General features: G+C 50.5%; 19 protein-coding genes. 15 read left to right on the plus strand and 4 right to left on the minus strand.

What is annotated here, in order from left to right:
• Positions 1–143 precede the first annotated feature (143 nt).
• From BMW93_RS19575 to BMW93_RS19595, 5 genes are read left to right on the plus strand one after another with little or no spacing between them, the layout of a single operon-like run.
• Complete coding sequence (locus BMW93_RS19575; RefSeq protein ID WP_090380131.1) at positions 144–872, plus strand: hypothetical protein; 729 nt, start codon at positions 144–146, stop codon at positions 870–872.
• On the plus strand, positions 869–3640 hold the full coding sequence (locus tag BMW93_RS19580) for a TonB-dependent receptor (RefSeq protein WP_090380134.1): 2772 nt from the start codon (positions 869–871) through the stop codon (positions 3638–3640). The genes BMW93_RS19575 and BMW93_RS19580 overlap by 4 nt, the downstream gene beginning before the upstream one ends.
• Positions 3641–3646: 6 nt before the next feature.
• Complete coding sequence (locus BMW93_RS19585) at positions 3647–4777, plus strand: DUF4249 domain-containing protein (protein ID WP_090380137.1); 1131 nt, start codon at positions 3647–3649, stop codon at positions 4775–4777.
• Positions 4777–5961 (plus strand): DUF4249 domain-containing protein, encoded by a 1185-nt coding sequence (locus tag BMW93_RS19590; protein ID WP_229240598.1) that lies wholly within the window; start codon positions 4777–4779, stop codon positions 5959–5961. The genes BMW93_RS19585 and BMW93_RS19590 overlap by 1 nt, the downstream gene beginning before the upstream one ends.
• A gap of 26 nt (positions 5962–5987) precedes the next feature.
• On the plus strand, positions 5988–8390 hold the full coding sequence (locus BMW93_RS19595) for a hypothetical protein (protein WP_090380768.1): 2403 nt from the start codon (positions 5988–5990) through the stop codon (positions 8388–8390).
• Here the strand turns inward: BMW93_RS19595 and BMW93_RS19600 are convergent.
• Positions 8387–8848 (minus strand): Lrp/AsnC family transcriptional regulator, encoded by a 462-nt coding sequence (locus BMW93_RS19600; RefSeq protein ID WP_019941792.1) that lies wholly within the window; start codon positions 8846–8848, stop codon positions 8387–8389. The two genes, BMW93_RS19595 and BMW93_RS19600, sit on opposite strands and share 4 nt — an antisense overlap.
• A gap of 172 nt (positions 8849–9020) precedes the next feature.
• On the opposite strand from BMW93_RS19600, the gene BMW93_RS19605 reads away from it, so the two are divergent.
• Together BMW93_RS19605 and kbl are read left to right on the plus strand one after the other, a co-directional pair.
• Entirely contained in the window at positions 9021–9974 is a 954-nt protein-coding gene (locus tag BMW93_RS19605; protein ID WP_090380141.1) for an NAD-dependent epimerase/dehydratase family protein, read from the plus strand.
• Between the two features lie 237 nt (positions 9975–10211).
• Positions 10212–11399 carry a glycine C-acetyltransferase gene (gene kbl / locus BMW93_RS19610; protein WP_090380144.1) on the plus strand — a complete coding sequence of 396 codons (1188 nt, stop codon included), beginning with the start codon at positions 10212–10214 and terminating at the stop codon, positions 11397–11399.
• A 36-nt stretch (positions 11400–11435) separates the two neighbouring features.
• On the opposite strand, the gene BMW93_RS19615 is transcribed toward kbl, so the two are convergent.
• Positions 11436–12236, minus strand: a complete 801-nt coding sequence (locus tag BMW93_RS19615; RefSeq protein WP_090380147.1) for a transglutaminase family protein — start codon at positions 12234–12236, stop codon at positions 11436–11438.
• A gap of 184 nt (positions 12237–12420) precedes the next feature.
• Between BMW93_RS19615 and BMW93_RS19620 the strand changes: the two genes are divergently transcribed.
• The 4 genes from BMW93_RS19620 (at position 12421) to BMW93_RS19635 (ending at position 16131) form a co-directional block, all read left to right on the plus strand.
• A complete protein-coding gene (locus tag BMW93_RS19620; protein ID WP_090380150.1) occupies positions 12421–12954 on the plus strand; it encodes a YceI family protein in 534 nt (177 codons plus the stop codon).
• Between the two features lie 129 nt (positions 12955–13083).
• Positions 13084–14466, plus strand: coding sequence for a neutral/alkaline non-lysosomal ceramidase N-terminal domain-containing protein (locus BMW93_RS19625; RefSeq protein WP_090380153.1), 1383 nt, complete (start codon positions 13084–13086; stop codon positions 14464–14466).
• Positions 14467–14479: 13 nt separating this feature from the next.
• On the plus strand, positions 14480–15565 hold the full coding sequence (locus tag BMW93_RS19630; protein ID WP_090380156.1) for a Gfo/Idh/MocA family protein: 1086 nt from the start codon (positions 14480–14482) through the stop codon (positions 15563–15565).
• Positions 15566–15573: 8 nt separating this feature from the next.
• On the plus strand, positions 15574–16131 hold the full coding sequence (locus tag BMW93_RS19635) for an acyl-CoA thioesterase (protein ID WP_090380771.1): 558 nt from the start codon (positions 15574–15576) through the stop codon (positions 16129–16131).
• Positions 16132–16292: 161 nt separating this feature from the next.
• Here the strand turns inward: BMW93_RS19635 and BMW93_RS19640 are convergent, their stop codons facing one another.
• A complete protein-coding gene (locus tag BMW93_RS19640; RefSeq protein ID WP_090380159.1) occupies positions 16293–17858 on the minus strand; it encodes a helicase HerA-like domain-containing protein in 1566 nt (521 codons plus the stop codon).
• A 219-nt stretch (positions 17859–18077) separates the two neighbouring features.
• Between BMW93_RS19640 and BMW93_RS19645 the strand changes: the two genes are divergently transcribed.
• The 4 genes from BMW93_RS19645 (at position 18078) to BMW93_RS19660 (ending at position 22682) form a co-directional block, all read left to right on the plus strand.
• Entirely contained in the window at positions 18078–19082 is a 1005-nt protein-coding gene (locus BMW93_RS19645) for an alpha-E domain-containing protein (RefSeq protein WP_090380161.1), read from the plus strand.
• A 48-nt stretch (positions 19083–19130) separates the two neighbouring features.
• A complete protein-coding gene (locus BMW93_RS19650) occupies positions 19131–19871 on the plus strand; it encodes a peptidase (RefSeq protein ID WP_090380168.1) in 741 nt (246 codons plus the stop codon).
• 181 nt (positions 19872–20052) lie between these two features.
• Positions 20053–21456, plus strand: coding sequence for a phosphoglucosamine mutase (glmM, locus tag BMW93_RS19655; protein WP_090380171.1), 1404 nt, complete (start codon positions 20053–20055; stop codon positions 21454–21456).
• 77 nt (positions 21457–21533) lie between these two features.
• Positions 21534–22682, plus strand: a complete 1149-nt coding sequence (locus BMW93_RS19660) for a cysteine desulfurase family protein (protein WP_090380174.1) — start codon at positions 21534–21536, stop codon at positions 22680–22682.
• A 39-nt stretch (positions 22683–22721) separates the two neighbouring features.
• Here the strand turns inward: BMW93_RS19660 and hemH are convergent, their stop codons facing one another.
• The gene (hemH, locus tag BMW93_RS19665) at positions 22722–23795 is read right to left on the minus strand and encodes a ferrochelatase (RefSeq protein WP_090380177.1); all 1074 of its coding nucleotides are present in this window, start codon (positions 23793–23795) and stop codon (positions 22722–22724) included.
• Between the last annotated feature and the right edge of the window lie 39 nt (positions 23796–23834).

The following is a 23834-nucleotide window of genomic DNA, read 5'->3' on the forward strand; positions in this document are numbered from 1 at the left end:
TGTGATTAAATTTAATAAATCGAATAAAATATTTAATTTACATTTGAAGTATGTAACTTATGTTCACTTCATAAAGTACAAGCCCCGGTACTTGCAAGATTTCGTTAGCCTTAAAACGTATTGCTTTAAAATTGACTGCGTAGATGCGTATTTTTACCACTGCATTATTCCTTTGTGCCCTGTTTTCGGGGAAAACGTTTGCCCAGGGGACACTGGCCGAAACCTCTTCGGCAAGGGAGGCTGCGGCTTACCCGGTGTCGCTGTATAAAGAAGCCACATCCATTTCCCAGAATCTTTACAATGGCCGCCAGTACTACGTGTACGACGCGCGCATGGATGAACACCAGTTTTACGAGCAGCGTAGGTGGCTCAATGGGATGGTGCTCTACGACGGCCAGCAGTTCGATAGCATCCCGATGCTCTACGATATTTTCCATGACGAGCTGGTGATCCGGCATTTCAACGGGGACCACGTGCTGTTGCAAACCGTGAAGGTGGATTCGTTCATTATCGACCAGCATCATTTCGCCCGCCTCGAATCGGGGAAAGAGATTAACCCGCAAATGCGGACCGGGTTTTATGACATTGTTTACAGCGGCAAATCGCGTACGCTCGTGCGCAGGACCAAGTCGCGGCAGGAGAAGATCGTCGACAAGCGAGTGATTGCCTATTATCCCGAAAAGAACTTTTTCTATGTGTTCAAGGATGGCCGTTATCATTCGGTACACACGAAGAAATCGACGTTGGAATTGTTCCCGGAGCACAAGCGGGAGTTGCGCAAGGTACTGCGGGAGAATAAGATCAAGTTTCGTAAAAACCGTGAAATGGCCATTGTGAAGATGGTAGAAACCTACGATAACCTAGCCAAATGAAAATAATTCTACCACTAACCCTTATCTTCTGCTGCATATTTACCGCCCACTTTTCCTACGGCCAGAATGTGCCCGAAAAAAAGATCACGATGAAGCTGGATTCGGCGCGGTTCGACCAGTTTGTGAAACAGGTGGAGGCGCAGACGGGCTACTATTTCTACTACGACGCCACGCGCTTCGATAGCCTTACGCTGGATTTGAATGCGAACAACCTCGGGCTCCGGGAGGTGCTCGACCAGGTTTTCAAGGGCTCCGAATTCGAATATGCCATCGACGGGCAAAAACGCATTTACATTACACAAGGCCAGAAGATCATTACCCAGCTCACGCCCGGATTGTTTAACCCGGAACGCGCCGGCGAAAACGATTCCATCGCCTACGCAGGTCCCGAGAGCGATATTAAGGAAAAACTTTTATCCACAGCCGAAAGCAAAGTCCACGAAATCGGGATACGAAAGCACAGAATCGCGCCTGGTAATTCCACAATAACCGGTTATGTCCGCAATGCTGTGACGGGTGAGCCGGTGATCGGCGCGGCGGTGTTTATCAACTCGCCTTCCATTGGTATTACCACCGATGCGCTCGGGCAATATGCGCTCACTATCCCGCGCGGGAAGCAGATCGTGCGCATTAAGAGCACGGGTATGCGTGAAACACAACGGCAGGTCATACTGTACTCCGACGGCAAGCTCGACATTGAAATGCGCGAAAGCGTGATCGCATTGAAGGAAGTATCGGTGAAGGCCGGAATGGACAAAAACGTGGTAGGTACGCAAATGGGTACCGTGAAACTGACCATCAAAAACCTCAAACAGGTGCCAACGGTATTCGGCGAGACGGACCTTCTGAGGACGGTGCTCACATTGCCCGGTATCAAATCCGTGGGTGAAAACAGTACCGGTCTGAACGTTCGCGGGGGTTCGGTGGACCAAAACCTGATTCAATACGACGATGCGGTGATTTACAATCCATCGCACCTTTTCGGCTTTTTCTCCGCATTTAATCCCGATGTGTTAAAGGAGGTGGAGCTTTACAAAAGTACAATTCCTTCCAAATTCGGCGGAAGGCTGGCCTCTGTGCTCGATATCAGCAGTCGCGACGGGAACAAGAAGAAATTCGTGGCGTCGGGCGGGATCGGACTCGTTACCGGCCGGGTTACATTGGAAGGGCCTTTGGTGAAAGACAAGGCGTCGTTCATTCTCGGTGGCCGTTCGACCTACTCCAACTGGGTGATCAGGGCATTGGATAATGAGAACTATAACAGGAGCTCAGCCAACTTCTACGATGTCAACCTGCATTTGAACTATGAAATCAATGAAAAGAACAGCGTCTCGGTGACAGGCTACACCAGTAGCGACAAGTTCCGGCTCTATGGCGACACTTTGTATTCCTACCAGAATCAGCTCGGCTCTGTTAAATGGAAACATACCTTCAATTCGCGCCTTTACGGGGTGCTTACGGCCTCGCATAGCAAGTACCAGTATTCGATGGAAGCAGAAGGCCTCCCGCTCAATTCTTTCGACCTGAAATTCGATATTAACCAATCCAATTTCAAAGCGGATTTCAGCTATGTACTGCATCCGAAGCATACACTGGAATTTGGCGGAAGTACGATTTACTACAAACTGCATCCCGGCTCATTCAAACCGCGCGGTACCGAATCGCTGATTGTTCCTGACGAATTGCAAGCCGAGCAGGCGACGGAAAGCGCATTGTACCTGGAAGACAAATGGGAGGTAAGCCCGCGCTTGTCGATCTCGGGAGGTCTGCGGTGGTCGTTCTTTCAGTATCTCGGGCCAAAGTCGATCAATACTTATGTACCCGGTTTTCCGATCGACTACATTTATCAGGAAGGTGTGAAGGATTACAAATCGGGTGCGAAGATCAAAACGTACAGCGGGCCGGAATACCGGGCGTCGGTGCGGTATAGCATCTTCGACAACCTTTCGCTCAAAGCGAGCTATAATACCTTGCGGCAGTATATTCACTTGCTGACGAACACCATGACGGTTTCACCGACCGACATTTGGAAACTGAGCGATCCGTATATCAAGCCGCAGATCGGCGACCAGCTTTCGATCGGGTTGTACCGGAATTTCCGGGGGAATAAAATCGAGGTTTCGCTTGAAGGTTACTATAAAAACATCCGCAATTTCCTCGACTACAAAGGTGGCGACTCGCTTTTTATGAACCACAATATCGAGGCGGCGGTGATCAATACCAAAGCCAAAGCTTACGGCGTGGAATTCATGATCAAGAAAATGACCGGAAAGCTGAATGGCTGGCTGGGCTACACGTATGCGCGGACGCTCCTGCGTGCGGTCGACCGCGACTCGCCCGACGCGCCTAACGACGGGAATTTCTACCCGAGCAATTACGACAAGCCGCACGATTTTACACTGATTTCCAACTACCGTTTCTCGCACCGTTTCAGCGTATCGTTCAACTTCACTTACAGCACGGGCCGGCCCTACACGCCGCCGATCGGCAAGTATATCATCGACGGTTCGCAGCGGGTATATTATGCCGATCGCAATCAGTTCCGCATTCCCGATTATTACCGGACGGATTTAGCAATGAACATCGAGGGTAATCACCGGATCAAAAAGCTCGCACACAGCTCGTGGACGATTGCGGTTTATAATGTCCTGGGAAGAAAAAACCCGACTTCGGTCTATTTCCAGACCGTCGCCGGAAGGGTGAATGGTTACCAGCTTTCGATTTTCGGCCAGCCGATCCCGACTGTAACCTACAATTTCAGATTCTAAGCAGCTATGAGATATTGGTTTTTAAAAATAGGTTTTTTCGCTTTGCTGCTGATCATCGACGGCTGTGTCGAGCCGTTTTCGCCGCCTGAGGTGAATTCGGACGAGAATTACCTGGTAATAGACGGTTTCCTGAACGTAAACGGTACGGATTCAACCCGCATAGAGCTCAGGAGAACACAGAATGTCAATGCAACTGCATCCCCCAACATTGAAACCGGTGCGCAGCTGACTGTGGAGGAAGAAAACGGCGAGACGATTTCGCTGGCAGAAACAGGTTCGGGCATTTATACATTGGCCCCGCGGCAGTACAACCGGGGAGGCAAGTACCGGTTGCGGATCAAAACAAAAGACAACCAGGAATATTTGTCCGAATACGTGGGCGTAAGCATCACCCCTGCGATCGATAGCGTGACTTTTAAAGTGGATCCGGTGCTGAATGCGGGAGTATTTTATATAAACACGCACGATACACAGAACAAGACACAGTTTTACCGTTGGAAATTCGAGGAAACCTGGGAGTATGAAGCGGCCTACTATTCCGCACTGATGGTCAGGAACGATACGGTGGTGACCAGGCCGGACAATATCAATAAATGCTGGCGGAAGACGAATTCCGGGAGTATTTTGCTGGGTAGTACGGTAAAACTGAGTAGCGATGTGATCAAGGACCTGCCGCTGAACCGCGTACCCATTTCAACCAATAAATTATTTATCAAATACAGCATTCTGGTGAGACAGTACGGCCTCTCGCGCCAGGCATTCGAGTACTGGACCGATCTGGCCAAAACCACGCAGGGAACGGGAAGCCTGTTCGACGTACTGCCTTCACAGGTGACAGGCAACATCCGCAGCACATCCAACCCACACCTGCTGGCATTCGGCTATTTCAGCGCGGCCACCGAAGAAACCAGGAGACTGACGATTACCCCACGGCTCGGAACATTCCCGCGTTGCACCGAACCCGACACGATCCCGATCCGCTGCTCGTCGCGGGATGCCGACGAATGCGCGCTAAATACTGCGAAGTTGCTCCTCACCTATTGGGGCCCACGTTCCGACTCCGTGCTCGTAGCAGCCCATTCATGCGCCGATTGCCGCCTGCAAGGTGGTACTACGCAAAGACCCTCGTATTGGTAATGATTTTAGAAGGAATGACTGTGAAAGGAAGAGATTTCATCAAAAAGCTGAAAACGGGCTATGGAACCGGTAAATGGGCGTCCTGTGCAATGCTGGTGGCCGCTGGTTTGGCGATTAACAGCTGCATTGAGGAATTCTCGCCGCCGGAGGTGACCAACCCGGGGGTTTACCTCGTGGTGGACGGCTTCCTGAATGTAAGCGGAGATACCAGCCAGATCATTTTGAGCCATACGCAGGGCGTGAACGAAGGCCGGCAGTTTGACAGGGAATCGGGTGCGACCATCACAGCCGAAGCGGAGAACGGGGAAAGCTATGCGTTTCAGGATATGGGCGGCGGTTTGTACCAGCTCCCGCCGACGACACTCAATCCCGACCTCAAATACAGACTGAATATCAGGCGCTTCGATGGCCGGGAATATGAATCCGAGTTGGTGGTGGTGAGCAAAACACCGCCCATCGACAGCATTACCTACCGCGTGGACGAGGGGAGGAATGCGATGATGATTTACGTGAATACCCATGATCCGAGCAATCAGACACGTTTCTACCGCTGGAATTACGAAGAGACCTATGAGTACCGGATGGCCTATTATTCGAGCCTCACGCGCGATTACGAGAATAAAAAGATCGTTTCGCGGACCGATAATATCAATGTATGCTGGCGGACGCTGGCTTCGAGGGATATCAAGCTCGGCTCGACGATCAAGCTCAGCCAGGATATTGTCCGTGATATACCGGTTAATGTCGTGGATATCAATACCAATAAGCTGTATTTCGGCTATTCCATTCTCGTAAGGCAATACGGACTGACGCGTGAGGCGTTCGAATACTGGACCGATCTCGCTAAAACGACCCAGGGTACGGGTAGCCTTTTTGACCCGCAGCCGTCGCAGGTAACGGGCAATATCAAGGCCAAAGCCGACGCGAAAGAACTGGTATTCGGTTATTTCAGTGCGGCGCAGGAACAAAAGCAGCGGATTTTTATCCGGGAAACATTAGGCGCCTACCCGCGTTGCATGGCGCCGGATACCCTCACATTCGATGAGGCATTCAATGGCGGCGCGGTGTTGCTTTACTATTTAATGGGGCCACCGAAGAGCGGCTATCTGGGAACTTCGGAATCGTGTGCGGATTGCCGGTCGCAGGGCGGGACTACCACGAAACCGGCATTTTGGGATCGATGAAAATTCTATTGTTTGAAAAATATACAATGAAACTCAGGACATTCATTTGTGGTTTGCTGGCGCTGGCATTTTACAGCCCTTCGTATGCGCAGGACGACGCGATGCTCGCCTCCGTTCGGGAGCGGTTCGGGCTTTATACCGAGCGGGCCGTGCAGGAAAAGCTTTACGTGCATGTCGACAGGCCCTTTTACCTCGTGGGGGAGACGATCTGGTTCAAAGCCTATAACCTCAGCGGAGCCACGCACCGCTTTCTCGATTTGAGTAAAGTAGCCTACCTGGAAGTGCTCGACAGTGAGAACAATGCCGTGGTACAGACCAAATTCGCGATGTTGGACGGACGGGGCAACGGCTCCACGCTCGTTCCCTCCACGCTCGTGAGCGGCAAATACAAACTGCGGTGCTATACCAACTGGATGAAGAATTTCTCGGCTGAAAGCTATTTTGAAACCTCCATTTCTATCCTGAACCCGTTTGTGCGCTTCGATCCGGACAAGGCCTCGAAGGAAGAAACCCGTTACGATGTACAGTTTTTCCCGGAAGGCGGCCATTTGGTCAATGGTATAGAAAGCAAAGTCGCATTTCGCGCGGTGGGTGCCGATGGTAAGGGAATCAAATTTAAAGGTGCAATTCTGAACCAGCAGAACGAAACCGTCCGCGAATTCGAGCCTGAGCTGAATGGGATTGGCTATTTTAAACTAAAACCTGAAGACAACGGGGTTTACAAAGCGGCCATTACCGACAGCAAAGGCAAGCGCTTCGAATATGAGCTGCCCAAAGTGGAACCGCAGGGGTATGTGATGGAAGTCAAAGACTCGACGTCCGCGCTCGTGAAAGTGACCGTAACGGCAAAACTCGAAAGCGAGGAGCCCGTGAATGTGTACCTGATCGCGCACACGCGCCAAACCAATGCGATATTTGGTAAAAAGGGATTAGGCAAAAGCCAGGCTGTTTTTTTGCTGGAAAGGGCCAAACTTGGCGAAGGTATTTCGCAGATCACGGTCTTCAATGAAAAGCTGAAACCGGTTTGTGAAAGATTGTATTTCAAACGTCCCGAAAAGCAACTGACGATCGACGCGCAGGTGGGCAAGAGCTTCATCGGTCGGGAGAAAGTGGCGATGAACATTTCGGCGGCAGCAGGGCAATCGTTGCCCGCTTGGAGCAACTTGTCGGTGGCCGTATACCTCGACGACTCCATTCAATACCAGCCACAACACGATATCCACAGCTATTTATGGCTCACAGCCGATTTGAAAGGGGATGTCGAAAACCCCGCTTATTATTTCCAAAATGTAAACCAGGACACCGACCGGCAGCTCGATAACCTCATGCTGACCCACGGCTGGCGCCGTCTGAAATGGGACAAGGTATTTGGCGGGCAGTTGGTGAGCTTTGAGCATTTGCCCGAATACGACGGACATTTCATCAACGCCCGTGTGCTGAACCGAGCCGATGGGAAACCGGCGGTGAACAAAGAGGCATTTCTGGCGTCGCTCGACGTGCCCGCACGCCTGTATGTGGATATGAGCGATAAAGAAGGCCGCGTGAAATTTGAAGTGCGCCAGTTCACAGGTCCGAAAGAAATCACGCTCCAAACGAACCTGGCCACCGACTCTACCTATCGGTTCGAGGTGGCTTCGCCGTTCTCCAAACAATTTTCGACGACGCCCGTTCCTTCTTTTTACTTTGATAAAACCCTGGAAAACCAGTTGCTGACGCGGTCTATCAACATGCAGACCGGTAACGCATTCCTGCCGCGGATTTATACCGAAAAGAAAGCTGTGCTCACCGATTCCCTGCCATTCTTCGGGATGCCCGACGAGAAGTATTTTCTCGACGATTTCACCCGCTTTCCTACCATGGAAGAGGTTTTGAGGGAATATGTCAAAGGTATTCTCGTGCGCCGCCGACAAAAGGAGTTCCATATGCGGATGATCGACAAATTGCTCCCGAATACCTATTACACGACCGATCCGATGATGCTCCTGGATGGCATCCCGGTTTTCGACGCCGACAAGATCATCGAAATGGACCCTTTGAAAGTGAAGAAAATAGAATTGATCAGTTCACGCTATTTCCTCGGCCCAATGACTTTTACGGGCATTGTAAGCTTCTCGACCTACCGCGGCGACCTGGGCGGCTTCGAGCTCGACCCGAAAGTGCTCGTTATGCCTTACGAAGGCGTACAGGCGCAAAGGGAATTTTACGCGCCTAAATACGACAGCAACAATGCCAACAGCCGCGTGGCCGATTTTCGGAACCTGCTGCATTGGGCGCCGAACGTGACCACCGGCAAAGACGGCAAAGTGACGGTAGAGTTTTACACTTCCGACCAAACCGGCCGCTACCAGGTCGTGATCCAGGGCATTACCCCGGATGGCGCGGCAGGCAGTAAAACCGTGTCTTTCGATGTAAAGAAACGAACGCTTTAAATGTAGAACTCCGAGGTGTGCTTGATCTCCTTCAACACGAAGGTGCTGTTGAGCACGCCTATGTTGTCGATCTTGGACAACTTGTATTTTACAAAATCGTGGTACTCGTCGAGGCTGGCGACGTTGATTTTTAACAGAAAGTCGACCTGTCCTGCCATGTGGTAGCATTCCTGCACCTCGTGGAGATTTTGGATCTCCTGTTCGAACTTCTCGATAAATGCCTCATTATGGTAGCGCATCGATACCTGGCAGATGGTTGTAACGTGCCTGTTAATGAGTTTTTTATCTAAAATGGCTACATATTGTTTGATATAGCCCAGGCTCTCCAATCTCCTGATCCGCTCGTACACCGGCGACACCGTCAGGTTAAGCATCGTCGCGATTTCCTTGGTCGTTTTTTTTGCATCTTTTTGCAGGATGCGGAGGATTTTGGTATCGATTTTGTCCAACTGTTCCATGGGGCAATAATATTTACTGGTATGACTTTCTAATTGAGGTTCAAAAAGTAAATTTTGCTCCAAAAATCAAATAGTGTGGTAATGTTTCCTGGAAAATGGCCTGTTTGTTGAAAATAATTTTCGCAAATGGGAAATTGCAAGTGATTTATGCTTTACCCAAAAGTTGTTTTTTATGAAAACGGACTGCGTTTTAGTAATAGGAGCAAACGGGCAGATCGGTTCTGTTCTGGTAGAATATCTGAGGGAGATTTACGGAATGGGGAAAGTGGTAGCGACAGACATCCGCATGCCCGAATTTTCCACAGGAATCTTCGAACAACTCGACGCGACCAATGCCGGTGAAATGGCAGCGATCGTGCGAAAATACGGCGTCACGCAAATCTATCACCTCGCCGCGATCCTTTCGGCAAAAGGCGAGCAGGACCCGCTCAGAACGTGGCAAATCAATATGCAAACGTATTTCAACGTGCTCGAAGTAGCGCGTGAGAACGGGGTAAGCAAAGTTTTTTATCCAAGTTCGATTGCCGTTTTTGGTGACCGCGTGGATACTTTGGCCGAGCAATGGTCATACCTCGATCCGGCAACGGTTTACGGCATTAGCAAGGCGGCGGGCGAGAACTGGTCTAATTACTATTTCAAACGCTACGGCGTAGATATCCGCTCGTTACGTTATCCGGGCATCATCGGCTACCAGTCAATGCCGGGCGGCGGTACTACCGATTACGCCGTCGATATTTATCACAAAGCGGTGAAAGGTGAGGCATTTGAATGCTTTTTGAAACCTGAAACGACTTTGCCGATGATCTACATCAGCGATGCCATGGACGCCACTGTCCGCCTGATGGAAGCTCCTGCCGAGAAAATCTCCGTGCGGACCTCCTACAACCTTGCCGGAATGAGCTTTTCTCCCCAGGAAATCGCGCAAAGTATTCAAAAGATTATTCCCGACTTCAACATAACTTATAAACCAGACTTCCGCCAGGCCATCGCCGATTCCTGGCCCCAGGAAATCGACGATGCCCAGGCCCGGAAAGATTGGGGCTGGCGACCAAGCTACTCGCTCGATAAGATGACGGAAGAGATGATCGCGGAGTTAAGGAAGAAGTATCAGGTTGTTAATGAGTGAATGAGTGAATGTGTGAATGAGTGAATGTGTGAATGAGTGAATGAGTGAATGTTTTTAATGATTAAATGGCCGAATGATTGATCGGAGCGATATTTATTCGCGCCATTCTGGCCTTAGCCCAATTCTAGCTATTCAGTTCACCATTCACTCATTCACTCATTCAAAATTCACTCATTCACTCATTCACTCATTCAAAATTCAATCATTCAATCATTCACTCATTCAAAATTCATCCTAATGTACGGTAACATCCAAGAACAACTCACGGGCGAACTGGAAGCGATCCGGTCGGCTGGGTTATATAAAAAAGAGCGCGTGATTACTACGCCGCAATCGGCGCATATTGCTACTACCGACGGTGCGGATGTGCTTAATTTTTGTGCTAATAATTACCTGGGTCTTTCGTCGCATCCCGATGTGATCCAGGCCGGAATCGATGCCATTCATTCGCACGGTTTCGGGATGTCGTCGGTTCGCTTTATTTGCGGTACGCAGGATATTCACAAGGAACTCGAACGCAAAACGGCCGAATTCCTGGGTACGGAGGACTGCATTCTTTACGCCGCGGCATTTGATGCGAATGGGGGTGTTTTCGAGCCGTTGCTGAACGAGCAGGACGCCATTATTTCCGACGAGCTGAACCACGCTTCGCTGATCGACGGTATCCGCCTTTGCAAAGCCAAACGTTTCCGCTACAAGCACAACGACATGGGCGATTTGCAAAAGCAGCTCGAAGATGCCAAAGGTAGTCGCCGCATTCTGGTGGTGACCGATGGCGTGTTCTCCATGGATGGTACCATTGCACAACTCGAAAAGATTTGCGACCTGGCCGAGCGATACGAGGCGATGGTCATGATCGATGAATGCCACGCCAGCGGCTTCATGGGTAAAACCGGCCGCGGTACGCACGAGTACCGCAACGTAATGGGCCGTATCGACATTATCACCGGCACTTACGGCAAAGCATTAGGCGGCGCTTCTGGCGGATTCACGGCTGCCAAAAAGGAGATCGTAGAAATCCTCCGCCAGCGCTCGCGGCCCTATTTGTTTTCCAATACACTAGCGCCCTCCATTGTAGGTGCTTCTATTAAGGTGCTCGACCTGCTCACCTCATCCACCGCATTGCGTGATAAGCTGGAACGGAACACCCAATATTTCCGCAAAGCGATGACCGAAGCGGGCTTCGATATTCTTCCCGGCGAGCACCCGATCGTCCCCATAATGCTCTACGAAGCAAAACTCGCACAGGAATTTGCCGCTAAATTGCTCGATGAGGGCATTTACGTAATCGGCTTTTTCTACCCCGTCGTTCCGCATGGCAAGGCGCGCATCCGCGTGCAGATTTCGGCCGGGCACGAGCAGGACGACCTCGAAAAAGCAGTCGCGGCTTTCACGAAGGTCGGTAAGGATCTTGGCGTTATTTAGTCAGGTGTGGTCAGGTATTGACAACACCTGACCACGCTACTGTTCCGGGTCAAGCAACTCGACTTCGACTTTCAGCGATTGCAGCATCGCATTGCCGTATTGGGTAACCATCGCCACATCTGCGGCGTCGCGGCCATGGGCGATCTCTATGCGGTAGCCCTCGGTTTTTTCCTGTACCGCATCGAATGTGTACCATTCGCCGCCGATGAAAACTTCAAACCAGGCGTGCAAATCCATTTCTTTCAGTTTATCAAGGTAGCCCACCGTCATACGTGTCGGAATGCAGAGGTTCCGGCATAATGCGATCGCGAGGTGCGTGAAATCGCGGCACACGCCCACGCGGGCGCGGGCGGTGTCCAATGCGGTGGTTGCGGGATTTGAAAATCCATACTGGTAACGCACATTGTTATGTATCCACGTCCGGATCGCTTCCACCTGCTCATACCCGGGCGCGAGGTTGCCGACAATTTCCATGGCTAACATATTGATTTCGTGCAAATCCGACTGGCAATAACGGCTTGGAAGGATGTAATGCATGACTTCGTCAGGCAAATCCCCTACAAGCATATACGCAGGCGACGGGTCCGGGATCGGTTTCGTGGGGTTAACCTGCGCCTGTACTTCGGTGGTGACGGTAACCCGGCCGACGGGTAGGATCGCGCGCTGGCAAGGGTTGCCGTAAAGGTCGGTGTACTCCGAAAACGGAACCGGTGGTTCTATGTTAAAACCTTCCTGAATGATCGATTGGCCTTCCTGGCGACGGGGGCGTAACATGGTGGTTACGGTGGTGGGGGCATATACGTCGTACGTGAATATGCTTCTGCCCTTCATTTTCATTTATGAGTCGGATTAGTATTTTGGTTCAATGTAATGATGCTTAGTTACTTAAAAATTACGTGCCATTTATTTTATCGTGAACCTTCGCTTTGTTCAGAATTAAATCGTTTTAATCGACGTTTGTACATCAGTAATGTTAATTTTAGAGCGAACAGCATTTCGTGAAAATTTAAATAATACACCTATGGCAGTTACAAAATGGATCGTAGACCCGGCACATTCAGAAGTACAGTTCAAAATCAAACACCTGGTCATTTCGACGATCACGGGCTCCTTCAACAACTTCGAAGGTGGAGCGACCTCGGATCTCAACAACTTTGAAAATGCAGAAATTCACTTCTCGCTCGATGTGAGCAGTATCGATACCAATGTGGAAATGCGCGACGCCCATTTGAAGTCGGCGGATTTCTTCGATGCCGAGCAATTTCCGCATATTACTTTTCAATCCAACTATTTTCATAAAGTCAAAGGCGATAATTACAAGCTTTCGGGCTTGCTCACGCTGAAAGGCATCACCAAGCCCATTGAGCTCGATGCCGAATACGGAGGTGCAGAAAAGGATGGCGAAGGAAACTTGCGCATTGGTTTCGAAGTGGAAGGCCGTTTGAGCCGGCAGGAATTTGGCCTCAATTACATGCAGCTGACTGATTCGGGCGGCTTAGTAATTGGTGAGGACGTGAAGCTGATCGCCAATATTCAGCTCGTAAAACAGGCCTGATCAGGCATTTAGCTATTTTCATCAACATTTAATACCCGGCATAAACCTGAAACGAGGTTTGCCGGGTATTTTTGGTATCAATAGAAAACGCGGGTTGCCGTCTTTTCCTCAAACCTAAACTCGCAATCCATGAAGGTGCTGCGCATTTTTTTGAAAATCATCGGGATATTCCTCCTGTTGCTCGTACTCGCCATTGCTACCATGATCACGACCATGGACGATACGCCGTACCAGGAGATGGCCTATTATAAAGAATGGAAAATGCTGATCGGCGGAGTGAAAGCCGTAAATGGTTCGGCCGCTACCGACCCAGGTGACACCAGAGGTACTTCCGGCACACTGCGGGCCGGTTGGGCGAAGGTCAATATCACACCGGCGTCGCCTACGCCCACTGCGGGCTATGGCAACCGCCGCGGGCGCCCGTACACGGCCGTGCACGACTCCGTTTACGTGCGTGCGATGGTGATCGACAATGGGCATACCAAAGCCGCGATCATCGCTGCCGACCTGCTGATCATCCCGCCGACGGTCATTAAGTCATTAAAAGAAAAATTGAGGCCGGGCGATATTCCGTTCGAGCAGATTTATTTCGGCGCTACGCATAGCCATAACAGTGTGGGTGGTTGGGGAACCGGTATTTCGTCGCTTTTCTTTTCGGGTAAGTATGATCCGGCCATTGTCGAGAGCCTTGCCAGTGCATTTCACAAAGCCATTACTGACGCACAAAAGAAGGTAGAACCCGTGCAGCTGACCTACATGGAGTCGCTCGATTCGCTCGATATCCGCAACCGGCTGGTCGGGGAAGAGGGAGGCGTGGACCCCGAGATCCGTTCGGCGGCATTCGTGACCAAAAGCGGGCAGAAGGCCATTCTGAGTTCTTTTGCGGCACATTCCACGGTTTTGAATTCCAAAAACATCGTGCTCTCCCGCGACTACCCGGGCGCGCTCGTGGACTCGCTGGAAAAAGGCCGCTACGATTTCGCGATGTACATGGCAGGCGCGGTAGGCAGCATGGGACCGATCGAAAAGGGGACGGATGATTTTGATGAAGTGAAAAACCAGGCATTTGGTGTGCAGAATGCACTACTGTCGCCTAATACTGTGAAAGAAGAGTCGAAGAGTGCATTGGTAGAAGCAATAACTCTGCCCCTGCCGCTCCGCGAACCAACCCCGCGCCTTACGATGAGCATTGTGCTGCGCCCGTGGGCATTCAAAAAAGCATTTGGCGAATATCCTGTGTATGTGAAGGCATTGCGCATCGGCAATATCCTGATGGTAGGCATGCCCTGCGATTTCTCCGGCGAGCTGACCGGCCCGCTGGATGCTTACGCCAAGTCCAAAGGCCTGAATCTGATGGTGACCAGCTTCAATGGCGGCTATATCGGCTATATTACCCACGACAAATATTTCAACCGCGATTTGTATGAGACTAAAACGATGAGCTGGTACGGCCCCTACAATGGTGCCTATTTGCAAGAAGTGATTAAAGATATTATTGATAAATTGTCCTAAACCGTAACTAATGATGAGAACACTCGCATTCTTCTTTTTTGCATTGCTAAGCCTTTCTTCTATTGCCCAGAAACCCGTTCGCGTCGCTGTCGCAGGGCTTAGTCACGGTCACGTCGGCTGGGTATTTAACAGGAAAGACAAAACGGATATTCAACTGGTAGGTATCTGGGAAACGAACCCCGAACTGGTTAAACAGTTTACCGAGCGCTACAAACTCGACCCTAAGCTTTTCTATTCAGACCTCGGCAAAATGCTTGACGAAACGAAACCGGAAGCGGTCTCGGCATTCGGGGCGATCAACGAGCACGTGGTAGTCGTGCGCGCATGTGCGCCGCGGAAGGTCAATGTGATGGTAGAAAAGCCGCTGGCTACGACCTTTGCCGATGCGAAGGAAATCCAGAAGCTCGCGACGCAGAACAATATCCAGGTTTTGACCAACTACGAAACTTCGTGGTATGCGAGCAACCAGCATGTGAACCAGCTGATCCAGGATGGCAAGCTCGGTGATATTCGCAAAGTGATGGTGAATGACGGTCACCAGGGGCCGAAAGAAATCGGGGTGAGCAAGGAGTTTTTCGCTATTCTGACCGATCCGGTGAAAAACGGTGCAGGTGCATTGGTTGATTTTGGCTGTTATGGGGCCAATCTCATGACCTGGCTCATGAAAGGCGAGCGGCCCATTTCGGTAACTGCAGTAACGCATCAGAACAAGCCGGATATTTACAAGAATGTGGATGACGAGGCTTCCATTATCTTACAGTATCCCAAGGCACAATGCATTATTCAGGGGTCGTGGAACTGGTCGTTTGCAAGAAAGGATATGGAAGTATATGGTAACAAAGGTTACGCCATCGCCGTCAACCCGACTGTGGTTCGCCAGCGCTTCCAGGAAAAGGCACCGGAGGAAACGCTTAAACTCGATCCTCGCCCCGCGCCTTACACAGACCCATTTTCGGTACTGGCCGATGTGGTGCAAGGCCGCTTGAAACTCGACCAGAACGACCTGTACGGGTTGCCGGTGAATGTGACCGTCGTAGAGATACTGGAAACGGCCAAGGAAGCCGCCAAAACCGGTAAAACTATCTTTTTGAAAAAATAACAATGCATATGGAACCCAGGCCGGTCGGTTTTTCTCAGACTACCCTCACCGAATTGATGATCCCGTCCTACGCCAATTTCGGCGGGAAAATCCACGGAGGCATATTGCTCTCACTCATCGACAAGGTTGCCTATGCGTGCGCGTCGCGACATGCGGGCACGTATTGCGTGACGGTGTCCGTGGACGCGGTGGATTTCCTCGAACCGGTGGAGGTGGGCGACCTGGTGTCGCTGCACGCTTCGGTGAATTATGTGGGAAGAACTTCGCTGGTCGTGGGCATCCGGGTGGTGGCCGAAAATGTGAGAAACCGCTCTATACGGCATACTAATACTTCTTACGTGACGATGGTTGCGAAAGATGACAACAACAAACCGACCGTTGTTCCTGAGTTGGTACTGGAAAATGAAGAAGATGCCCGCCGTTTTCTGGAGGCGATCAAACGGCGGGAGCTAAAAGAGAAATACCGCGATGCATTCGACAATGCCAAAACGCGCCTCGATGTGCCGGATAACCTCGATAAGTTGGCCAACCAGCGCTGTGTGATCGGTTATGATACGGATGTTTGAGGGTGCCGGTCAGAGACCGGCACTCACTCCGACGTAGTCACAGACCACGCCGAACATTCCAATTCTCTGACCACGTTTATAATCCAAACACCCTAATTCCCTGACCACGCTTATAATCCAGACACCCCAATTCCCTGACTACGCCTATAACCCGAACACTCCTAAAACCCGAACAACCCTCCGCCACTTTTCCGCGAGGTCGTTTTCTTCCCAAACAACATCCCAAAAACGCCCCGTACCACTTCGCGCCCAATCTGTTTGGCGAGCGGTGAGTTCAATGCATCGGAGATCATACTCGATTGCTCTTTCTCCTTTTTGGCCTCGACTTTCGCCTGCACTTCTGCCTCTTTTGCTTCGGTTTCCTTGCGAGCTTGCTCGTCCATCCGTTTCGTCAGGATTTCGTAGGCACTTTCCGGGTCGACGGGGTCTTTGTATTTGGTATAAAGATCCGATTGCTGCACATGCTTGTCGTAATCAGCCTGTACCATAGGTCCCATAATGGAAGCGGGTGGCATCAGGTGCGTAGCCGCAACTTCGGTAGGAATACCTTTTTCATTCAAAACCGTAATCAATGCCTGACCTATACCGAGGGTCGTCAGCACCTGGTCGATCGCGTAGAAATCCGATTTCGGATAGGTTTTGACTGTCTGTTTCAATCCTTCGGCATCCTGCGGCGTAAAAGCGCGGAGCACGTGCTGTACGCGGTTACCGAGCTGGCCGAGTACCGATACCGGCACGTCCTGCGCCATTTGGGTACAGAAGAAAATGCCCACGCCTTTGGAGCGGATCAGACGGACCACCTGCTCGATCTGTTCGAGGAATGCCTTTGGCGCGTCTTTGAACAGCAAATGTGCCTCGTCCAGGAAGAAAACCAGTTTAGGTTTGTCCAGATCTCCCGCTTCGGGCAGTTTTTGATATAGTTCAGCCAGTAGGCTCAACATGAATGTCGAGAACAATGCGGGGCGGTCCTGCACGTCGGAAACGTTCAGGAGGCTGATTATACCCTGGCCATCGACCTTGTTGATAAGGTCTTCAATATCAAAGGAGCGTTCCCCGAAAATGCTACCCACGCCCTGCTGCTCCAATGCGACGATCTTGCGAAGGATTGTTCCCGCTGTGGACGCCGAAATAGTACCATAATCGGCTTTGATCTCCGCGGCGCCAGGGCCTTCGGCGAGGTAGTTGAGGACTTTTTTCAAGTCGTTCAGGTCCACCATCGGCAGGTCCTTGTCGTCGGCATATTTGAACAGGATAGCGAGTACGCCCGCCTGGGTTTCGTTCAGTTCGAAGATTTTGGAAAGAAGAATAGGGCCAAATTCCAGCACAGTGGCACGCATTTGCGCACCTTTGTTACCGCTCAACGAATATAGCTCCACGGGAAATCCTTTTGGTTCGAAAACGGTGCCTAGTATTTGCGCACGTTCTTCGAGGGCTGCATTGGTTTTGCCCGGCTGCGCGATACCCGAAAGGTCGCCCTTGATGTCGGACATGAAAACCGGTACGCCAGCTGCCGAAAGCTGCTCGGCGAATACCTGCAATGTACGCGTCTTACCGGATCCCGTTGCTCCGGCTACGAGCCCGTGGCGGTTCATCATGCGCAAGGGAAGGTTTACGCGGGCCTCGCCGATGATTTCGCCGTCGAGAATGGCCGACCCCAAATGAATTACAGGTTTGTCAGTTTGATAAGATTTCTGAATTGCTGCAATAAATTGTTCTTTCTTTGACACAGGAAATACGGGTTATGGTTTGATGAAAGGTTAAGTTACAAATTTTGAAGGTTTCGGGAAGATTCCAAGGCGGGGAGGCGAATTTTGTAGAATAATAATTTGTGAGGAAATAATATAACTTTTTGCATATGCTTGTATTTGCAAAATATTATTAGGTATTTTGGTTTGATCGCTTAGTGATTATTCTGATTTACAATTTTAGAGACATACTTACCCTTTATGTTGAGCCGAGTTGCGAATTCAATTTACTGGATGAACCGATATATGGAGCGGGTCGAGAATTACGCCCGTTTCGTGGGAGTTAATTTTAACCTGGCTCTGGACCTTCCACCAGATGTGGACGAACAATGGGAGCCGCTTCTGATCGCCACGGCTGACCATTTTTTGTTCTACAAATATTACGATAAGCCAACCAAGGAGGACGTCATCCATTTCATGACGTTCGACAAGCGCAATCCGAACTCGATCATCAGCTGCCTGTATGAGGCCCGCGAGAATGCGCGCACGATCCGGGAGACGATCTCGAAGGAAATGTGGGAGAGTATCAACACGTTTTACCTGGCCATTAAGGGAACCTCGCCCGACGATTTCCGGAATATGGACCATATGCAGTCGTATTTCACGGATATCCGCAAAAACTGCCAGCTTTTCCACGGGGTAGTCGACTCGTCGATCACACGCAACGAGGCCTGGCATTTCGGGCGGCTCGGGCGGCACATCGAGCGGGCCGACAAATGCTCGCGCTTCCTGGATGTGAAGTATTTTACATTGTTACAGGATTCGGGCACTTCCGGTTCTACGTTGGATTTGATGCTTTGGACCGCGGTACTGAAATCGGTAAGTGCCTATAATATGTACCGTCAGACGCACCGTGCATTAACGCCGATGAATATTGTGGCGTTTCTCATCCTCGACAAGCTTTTCCCGCGCTCGATCGCGTATTGCGTGCGCCAGGCGGAACTGTCGCTGTACGCCATTGCGGGCTCCATTCCCGAGCGCGGTTACACCAACCCGGCCGAGCGCGCATTGAGCAAAATCCGGAGTGAGCTGGAATTCACCGATGTGGAGGACGTTTTCAAAATGGGACTGCATGAATACCTCGATAAGTTCCAAATCAAGAACAATGAGGTGGATAACAAGATCTTCGATATGTACTTCGGATTGGAGACCGCGCAATCGCAAAGCCAGAGCCAGGGGCATTTCAAAACCCAGTGGATGAACTGATCAAAACTTTCCTATCTTAGCGACTCTATCATTATGAGCCGCTAAGACATGACATATTGCCTGGGTATCAAAGTCGCATCGGGCCTGGTGGCCATTGCCGATACGCGCCTTACATCCGGAACGGAGGTTTCGACGAATAAGAAAGTGTCTGTTTACCAGTCTGATAAGCATTCTATTTTTATAATGACCTCGGGCCTGAGGTCGGTGCGGGATAAGGCCATTACCTATTTCAAAGAAGTCCTGGAAGAGCGGGACACTTCATTCGACAAGCTTTACAAGGCCGTAAATGCATTGGGGCAGCAGGTCAGGCGGGTCGCCGACGAGGACCGTTACGCGCTGAACAATGCGGGGCTGGTGTTTAACCTGTTTGCGATCGTAGGCGGGCAGCTCGAACACGATTCCGAGCATAAGCTGTTTCTTTTATATCCCGAAGGCAATTGGGTGGAGGTGGGCGACGGTTCGCCGTTTATTATCATCGGTAACTCGGGTTACGGAAAGCCGCTGCTGTATCGGAGCCTTAAATTCGATTCGTCGATGCAGGATGCGTTGAAGATCGGGTTTCTGTCGTTCGATTCTACAAGGGTTAGCTCGAACGACGTGGATTACCCGATTGATGTCGTAATGTATGAAAAGGACTCTTTCCAGCTGATTGAGCACCGTTTTGAGAAAGACGACCTCGATTACGTGGGAAAACAGTGGAGCGCGCTCCTGAGCAATTCCGTACAGAAATTGTCGTTGGAATGGATGGACCCGGTATTCGGCAAAATGGGAGAAACTACAAAGGCATAACAGCTTGTTTTGGCCTGAAAACGTATATTATGGCTGGTTCTCCGGTAAATCAACAATGTTGTAAACAGGCGTAAATTAGGAGTCCAGAAACTCAATTATTGTTTTTTGTTTGTAGAAAAATCTAATTGCGGAGAGGGAATTTAGTATTTTTGCAACCAAACATAAAGAGGAATTCTAGATCGTGACGTTAATTAAATCTATCTCAGGAATCAGGGGAATAGTGGGTGGAAAATCGGGTGAGGCGCTGACTCCGATTGATGTTGTTAAGTTTGCTGCTGCATACGGGACATGGGTGAGGCGTACAAATCCACAGAATCTTAAGGTGGTGATCGGCAGGGATGCCAGGCTTTCCGGTGAAATGGTAAGCCGCCTCGTAGCCGGTACTTTGCAAGGTGTTGGGCTGAATGTGCTCGACCTTGGCCTTTCCACTACTCCAACTGTCGAGATAGCGGTGAAAGCGGAAGGCGCGGCGGGAGGGATTATCCTGACAGCAAGCCACAACCCGATCCAGTGGAACGCCCTTAAACTGCTCAACAACGAAGGGGAATTCATCTCGGAAGCCGAAGGCGCCGAGGTACTTCGCATTGCCGACGAGGAAGATTTCCTTTTTCCCGATGTAAAAAAATTGGGCAGCTATTCAACGGACAACACTTACCTGCAAAAACATATCGATCACGTGCTTTCACTGGCGTTGGTTGATGTGGAAGCCATCAAAAATGCGAATTTCCGGATAGTAGTCGATGCGGTCAACTCGACCGGCGGCATTGCCGTACCGCTTTTGCTCGAAGCTTTGGGTGTCGATGCGAAAAGCATTAAAAAAATGAACTGTGAGCCAACCGGAAACTTCGCGCACAACCCCGAGCCGCTTCCGGAGCATTTGCACGATATCAGCAAGGAACTGAACAATGGTTCCTATAATCTGGGTATCGTCGTGGACCCCGATGTGGACAGGCTCGCGCTCATGTGCGAGGACGGTACGCCGTTTGGGGAAGAATACACCCTCGTTGCCGTTGCGGATTATGTTTTGAAACACACTCCGGGCAATACGGTTTCGAACCTTTCATCGACAGCCGCATTGCGTGATGTTACAATCAAAGCCGGCGGCCAATACCTGGCTTCGGCGGTAGGTGAGGTGAATGTAGTGAATGCCATGAAAGCCAGTAATGCGGTAATCGGCGGGGAAGGCAACGGAGGGGTGATTTACCCTGAAAGCCACTACGGACGCGACGCGCTGGTAGGTATTGCATTGTTTCTCACGCATTTGGCGAAATCGGGCAAGAAAGCGTCGGTTTTGAGAAGGTCTTACCCGAATTACTATATTTCCAAAAATAAGATCGAGCTCACGCCGGAGATCAACGTCGATAATATCCTCGACCGTATCCAGACGCGCTATTCCAAACAGCCTGTGAACACGGTCGACGGCGTCCGCATCGAGTTCGACCGCGAATGGGTGCATTTGCGGAGGTCTAACACCGAACCGATCATCCGCATATACTCGGAATCGGAAACGCAGACGACTGCCACCAGCCTTGCCAATAAGATCATTTCCGATATCAAGGAAATTATTTCGGAACCGAAGAAATAATAAAGCTGTTGCTAAGCTAATTTGGGTCACTTGTTGTCTGAACTGACAATGAGTGATCTTTCTAATTTTATATCCCAATGAAAGTCTATCTGGACAATGCGGCTACGACGCAGCTGGACCCCGAGGTTCTGGAAGCCATGCTGCCGCTGATGACCGAGCAATTCGGTAACCCATCTTCCATCCATTCCTACGGTCGTGCCGTGCGTTCATCCATCGAACGCGCCCGGAAAAGCATTGCGGCCACTTTGAATGCGGCTCCTGCCGAGATATTTTTCACCTCGGGCGGTACCGAGGCCGATAATACGGCTATCCGTTCCAGCATCGAGACATTCGGCCTGAAACACGCCATTACTTCGCGTATCGAGCACCACGCGGTACTGCATACACTGGAACACCTCAAAAAGCTGGGCGTGATCGAGCTGAGTTTTGTGAATTTGAATGCAAAAGGAGAGGTAGATCTGGAACATCTGGAAGCATTGCTGGCCTCCAAACCGCGCTCACTGGTTTCTTTAATGCACGGTAATAACGAAATCGGGAACCTGCTCGACCTGGAAGCGGCCGGCGACATTTGCGAAAAGTACGATGCCATTTTTCATAGCGATACCGTGCAGACCATGGGCCATTACCGCCATGATCTGCAAAAGCTGAAAACGAATTTCATCGTCGGTGCGGCGCATAAGTTCAACGGTCCGAAAGGTATCGGATTTCTGTACGTTCGTCCGGGTATTAAAATCAATCCTTTCGTACACGGGGGCGCGCAGGAGCGCAACATGCGCGGCGGCACGGAGAATATTTATGGGATCGTAGGTCTTGCGAAAGCATTGGAAATCGCCTACCGGGATATGGATGCGCATCGCACGCATATTGAAAGCCTGAAAAGCCGTATGATCGGCAAGTTGAGCGAAAGTATCGAAGGCGTCGCTTTCAATGGTAACTCGGCGGATTTGGGCAAAAGCCTTTACACGGTTCTCAATGTAAGCCTGCCACCGTCGGACATTAGCGACATGCTATTGTTCAACCTCGACATTGCCGGAATTGCCGTTTCTGGCGGTAGCGCGTGTTCGAGTGGTACCGATATTGGTTCGCACGTTTTAAATGAGCTCAGAATCGATGAAAACCGTGCTAACGTACGTTTCTCGTTTGGAAAGTATAACACGGAAGCCGAGATCGATTACGCAGCCGAGACGCTGATCGGACTTTACAAGAAAGAAAGCATTATTTTATAAAAGAGGTATTCTCTAAAAAGCCAAAACCCGGCCCCTGAATCAGGCGGCCGGGTTTTTAATGATATCTTCGAGGCATTCCACCCAGATATCGCTGTCGTTGAGGCTTTCGACGAGCTGCCAATGCTGGCCGCCCTCTTTCTCGAACAACTCTTTATATTCTTCTCCTACCTCGATCGTCGTTTCCAAACAGTCGGCTACGAATGCCGGCGAGAATGCCAGTGCGCTTTTGACGCCTTTTTTGGTCAATTCAGGGATTACCTCGTCGGTATAAGGCTTGATCCACGGATTTTTGCCCAATCTCGACTGGAAGCAGGTGGTATACTTGCCTTCCGGAATGCCCATTCCTTTTACTAATAATCGCGTCGTTTCAAAGCATTGGGCACGGTAGCAATGCTGGTTGCGGTGATCGAGCTTGTCGCAGCAGCTTCCGAACTGGCAAAAACCGCCGGTCACATCGCCTTTGGTGATCTGCCGCTCGGGCAGGCCGTGGTAGCTGAACACGAAATGGTCGTAATCGTGCTGCGCCATGTATTTTTTACCCAAATCCACAAAACCCTTGATAAATTTCGGGTGTTCGAGGAAGCGGTTGACAAAACGGATTTCCGGAAGAACTTCCCAGTCTTTCACGACCCGCATTACTTCCTTGTACACCGAGCCCGTCGAAGCGGAAGCATATTGCGGGAAGAATGGCACGACGATGATTTCCGTCAGGCATTCCTTGCGAAGCGAGATCAATGCTTTTTCAATGCTTGGGTTCTGGTAACGCATTGCCAGTTCGACAATGTAATCTTCACCCAAAACCTTTTGCAGTTTCTCCTTCACCGAGTAGCCATAGGTTTTCAGCGGAGAGCCGTCCGGTCGCCAAAGCTGTTTGTAAACTTTCGCAGATTTGGGTGCGCGGAATGGCGCGATGATCAGGTTGATCAGAAACCAGCGGTTAACATACGGAATATCGATCACGCGCTCGTCCATCAGGAACTGGCGCAGGTATTTGCGTACGTCCGGTACCGAAGGGCTATCCGGCGTGCCAAGGTTCACGATCAATACGCCCGTTTTACGGACTTCATTCAGCGTTGTAGTATCGAAGGGTTGAGCCAATGTGGTTGTACTCATTTCATTAACAGTTTCATGAGGAGAGGCCAGCCGCCGTGC

The sequence above is a fragment of the Dyadobacter sp. SG02 genome, assembly GCF_900109045.1.
In the GTDB taxonomy this organism is placed as follows: Bacteria; Bacteroidota; Bacteroidia; order Cytophagales; family Spirosomataceae; genus Dyadobacter.

Bases quoted from the DNA above. Each gene is read 5' to 3' on its own strand.
- BMW93_RS19575 (WP_090380131.1), top strand. From the start codon at position 144: ATGCGTATTTTTACCACTGCATTATTCCTTTGTGCCCTGTTTTCGGGG.
- BMW93_RS19580 (WP_090380134.1), top strand. From the start codon at position 869: ATGAAAATAATTCTACCACTAACCCTTATCTTCTGCTGCATATTTACC.
- BMW93_RS19585 (WP_090380137.1), top strand. From the start codon at position 3,647: ATGAGATATTGGTTTTTAAAAATAGGTTTTTTCGCTTTGCTGCTGATC.
- BMW93_RS19590 (WP_229240598.1), top strand. From the start codon at position 4,777: ATGATTTTAGAAGGAATGACTGTGAAAGGAAGAGATTTCATCAAAAAG.
- BMW93_RS19595 (WP_090380768.1), top strand. From the start codon at position 5,988: ATGAAACTCAGGACATTCATTTGTGGTTTGCTGGCGCTGGCATTTTAC.
- BMW93_RS19600 (WP_019941792.1), bottom strand. From the start codon at position 8,848: ATGGAACAGTTGGACAAAATCGATACCAAAATCCTCCGCATCCTGCAA.
- BMW93_RS19605 (WP_090380141.1), top strand. From the start codon at position 9,021: ATGAAAACGGACTGCGTTTTAGTAATAGGAGCAAACGGGCAGATCGGT.
- kbl (WP_090380144.1), top strand. From the start codon at position 10,212: ATGTACGGTAACATCCAAGAACAACTCACGGGCGAACTGGAAGCGATC.
- BMW93_RS19615 (WP_090380147.1), bottom strand. From the start codon at position 12,236: ATGAAAATGAAGGGCAGAAGCATATTCACGTACGACGTATATGCCCCC.
- BMW93_RS19620 (WP_090380150.1), top strand. From the start codon at position 12,421: ATGGCAGTTACAAAATGGATCGTAGACCCGGCACATTCAGAAGTACAG.
- BMW93_RS19625 (WP_090380153.1), top strand. From the start codon at position 13,084: ATGAAGGTGCTGCGCATTTTTTTGAAAATCATCGGGATATTCCTCCTG.
- BMW93_RS19630 (WP_090380156.1), top strand. From the start codon at position 14,480: ATGAGAACACTCGCATTCTTCTTTTTTGCATTGCTAAGCCTTTCTTCT.
- BMW93_RS19635 (WP_090380771.1), top strand. From the start codon at position 15,574: ATGGAACCCAGGCCGGTCGGTTTTTCTCAGACTACCCTCACCGAATTG.
- BMW93_RS19645 (WP_090380161.1), top strand. From the start codon at position 18,078: ATGTTGAGCCGAGTTGCGAATTCAATTTACTGGATGAACCGATATATG.
- BMW93_RS19650 (WP_090380168.1), top strand. From the start codon at position 19,131: ATGACATATTGCCTGGGTATCAAAGTCGCATCGGGCCTGGTGGCCATT.
- BMW93_RS19660 (WP_090380174.1), top strand. From the start codon at position 21,534: ATGAAAGTCTATCTGGACAATGCGGCTACGACGCAGCTGGACCCCGAG.
- hemH (WP_090380177.1), bottom strand. From the start codon at position 23,795: ATGAGTACAACCACATTGGCTCAACCCTTCGATACTACAACGCTGAAT.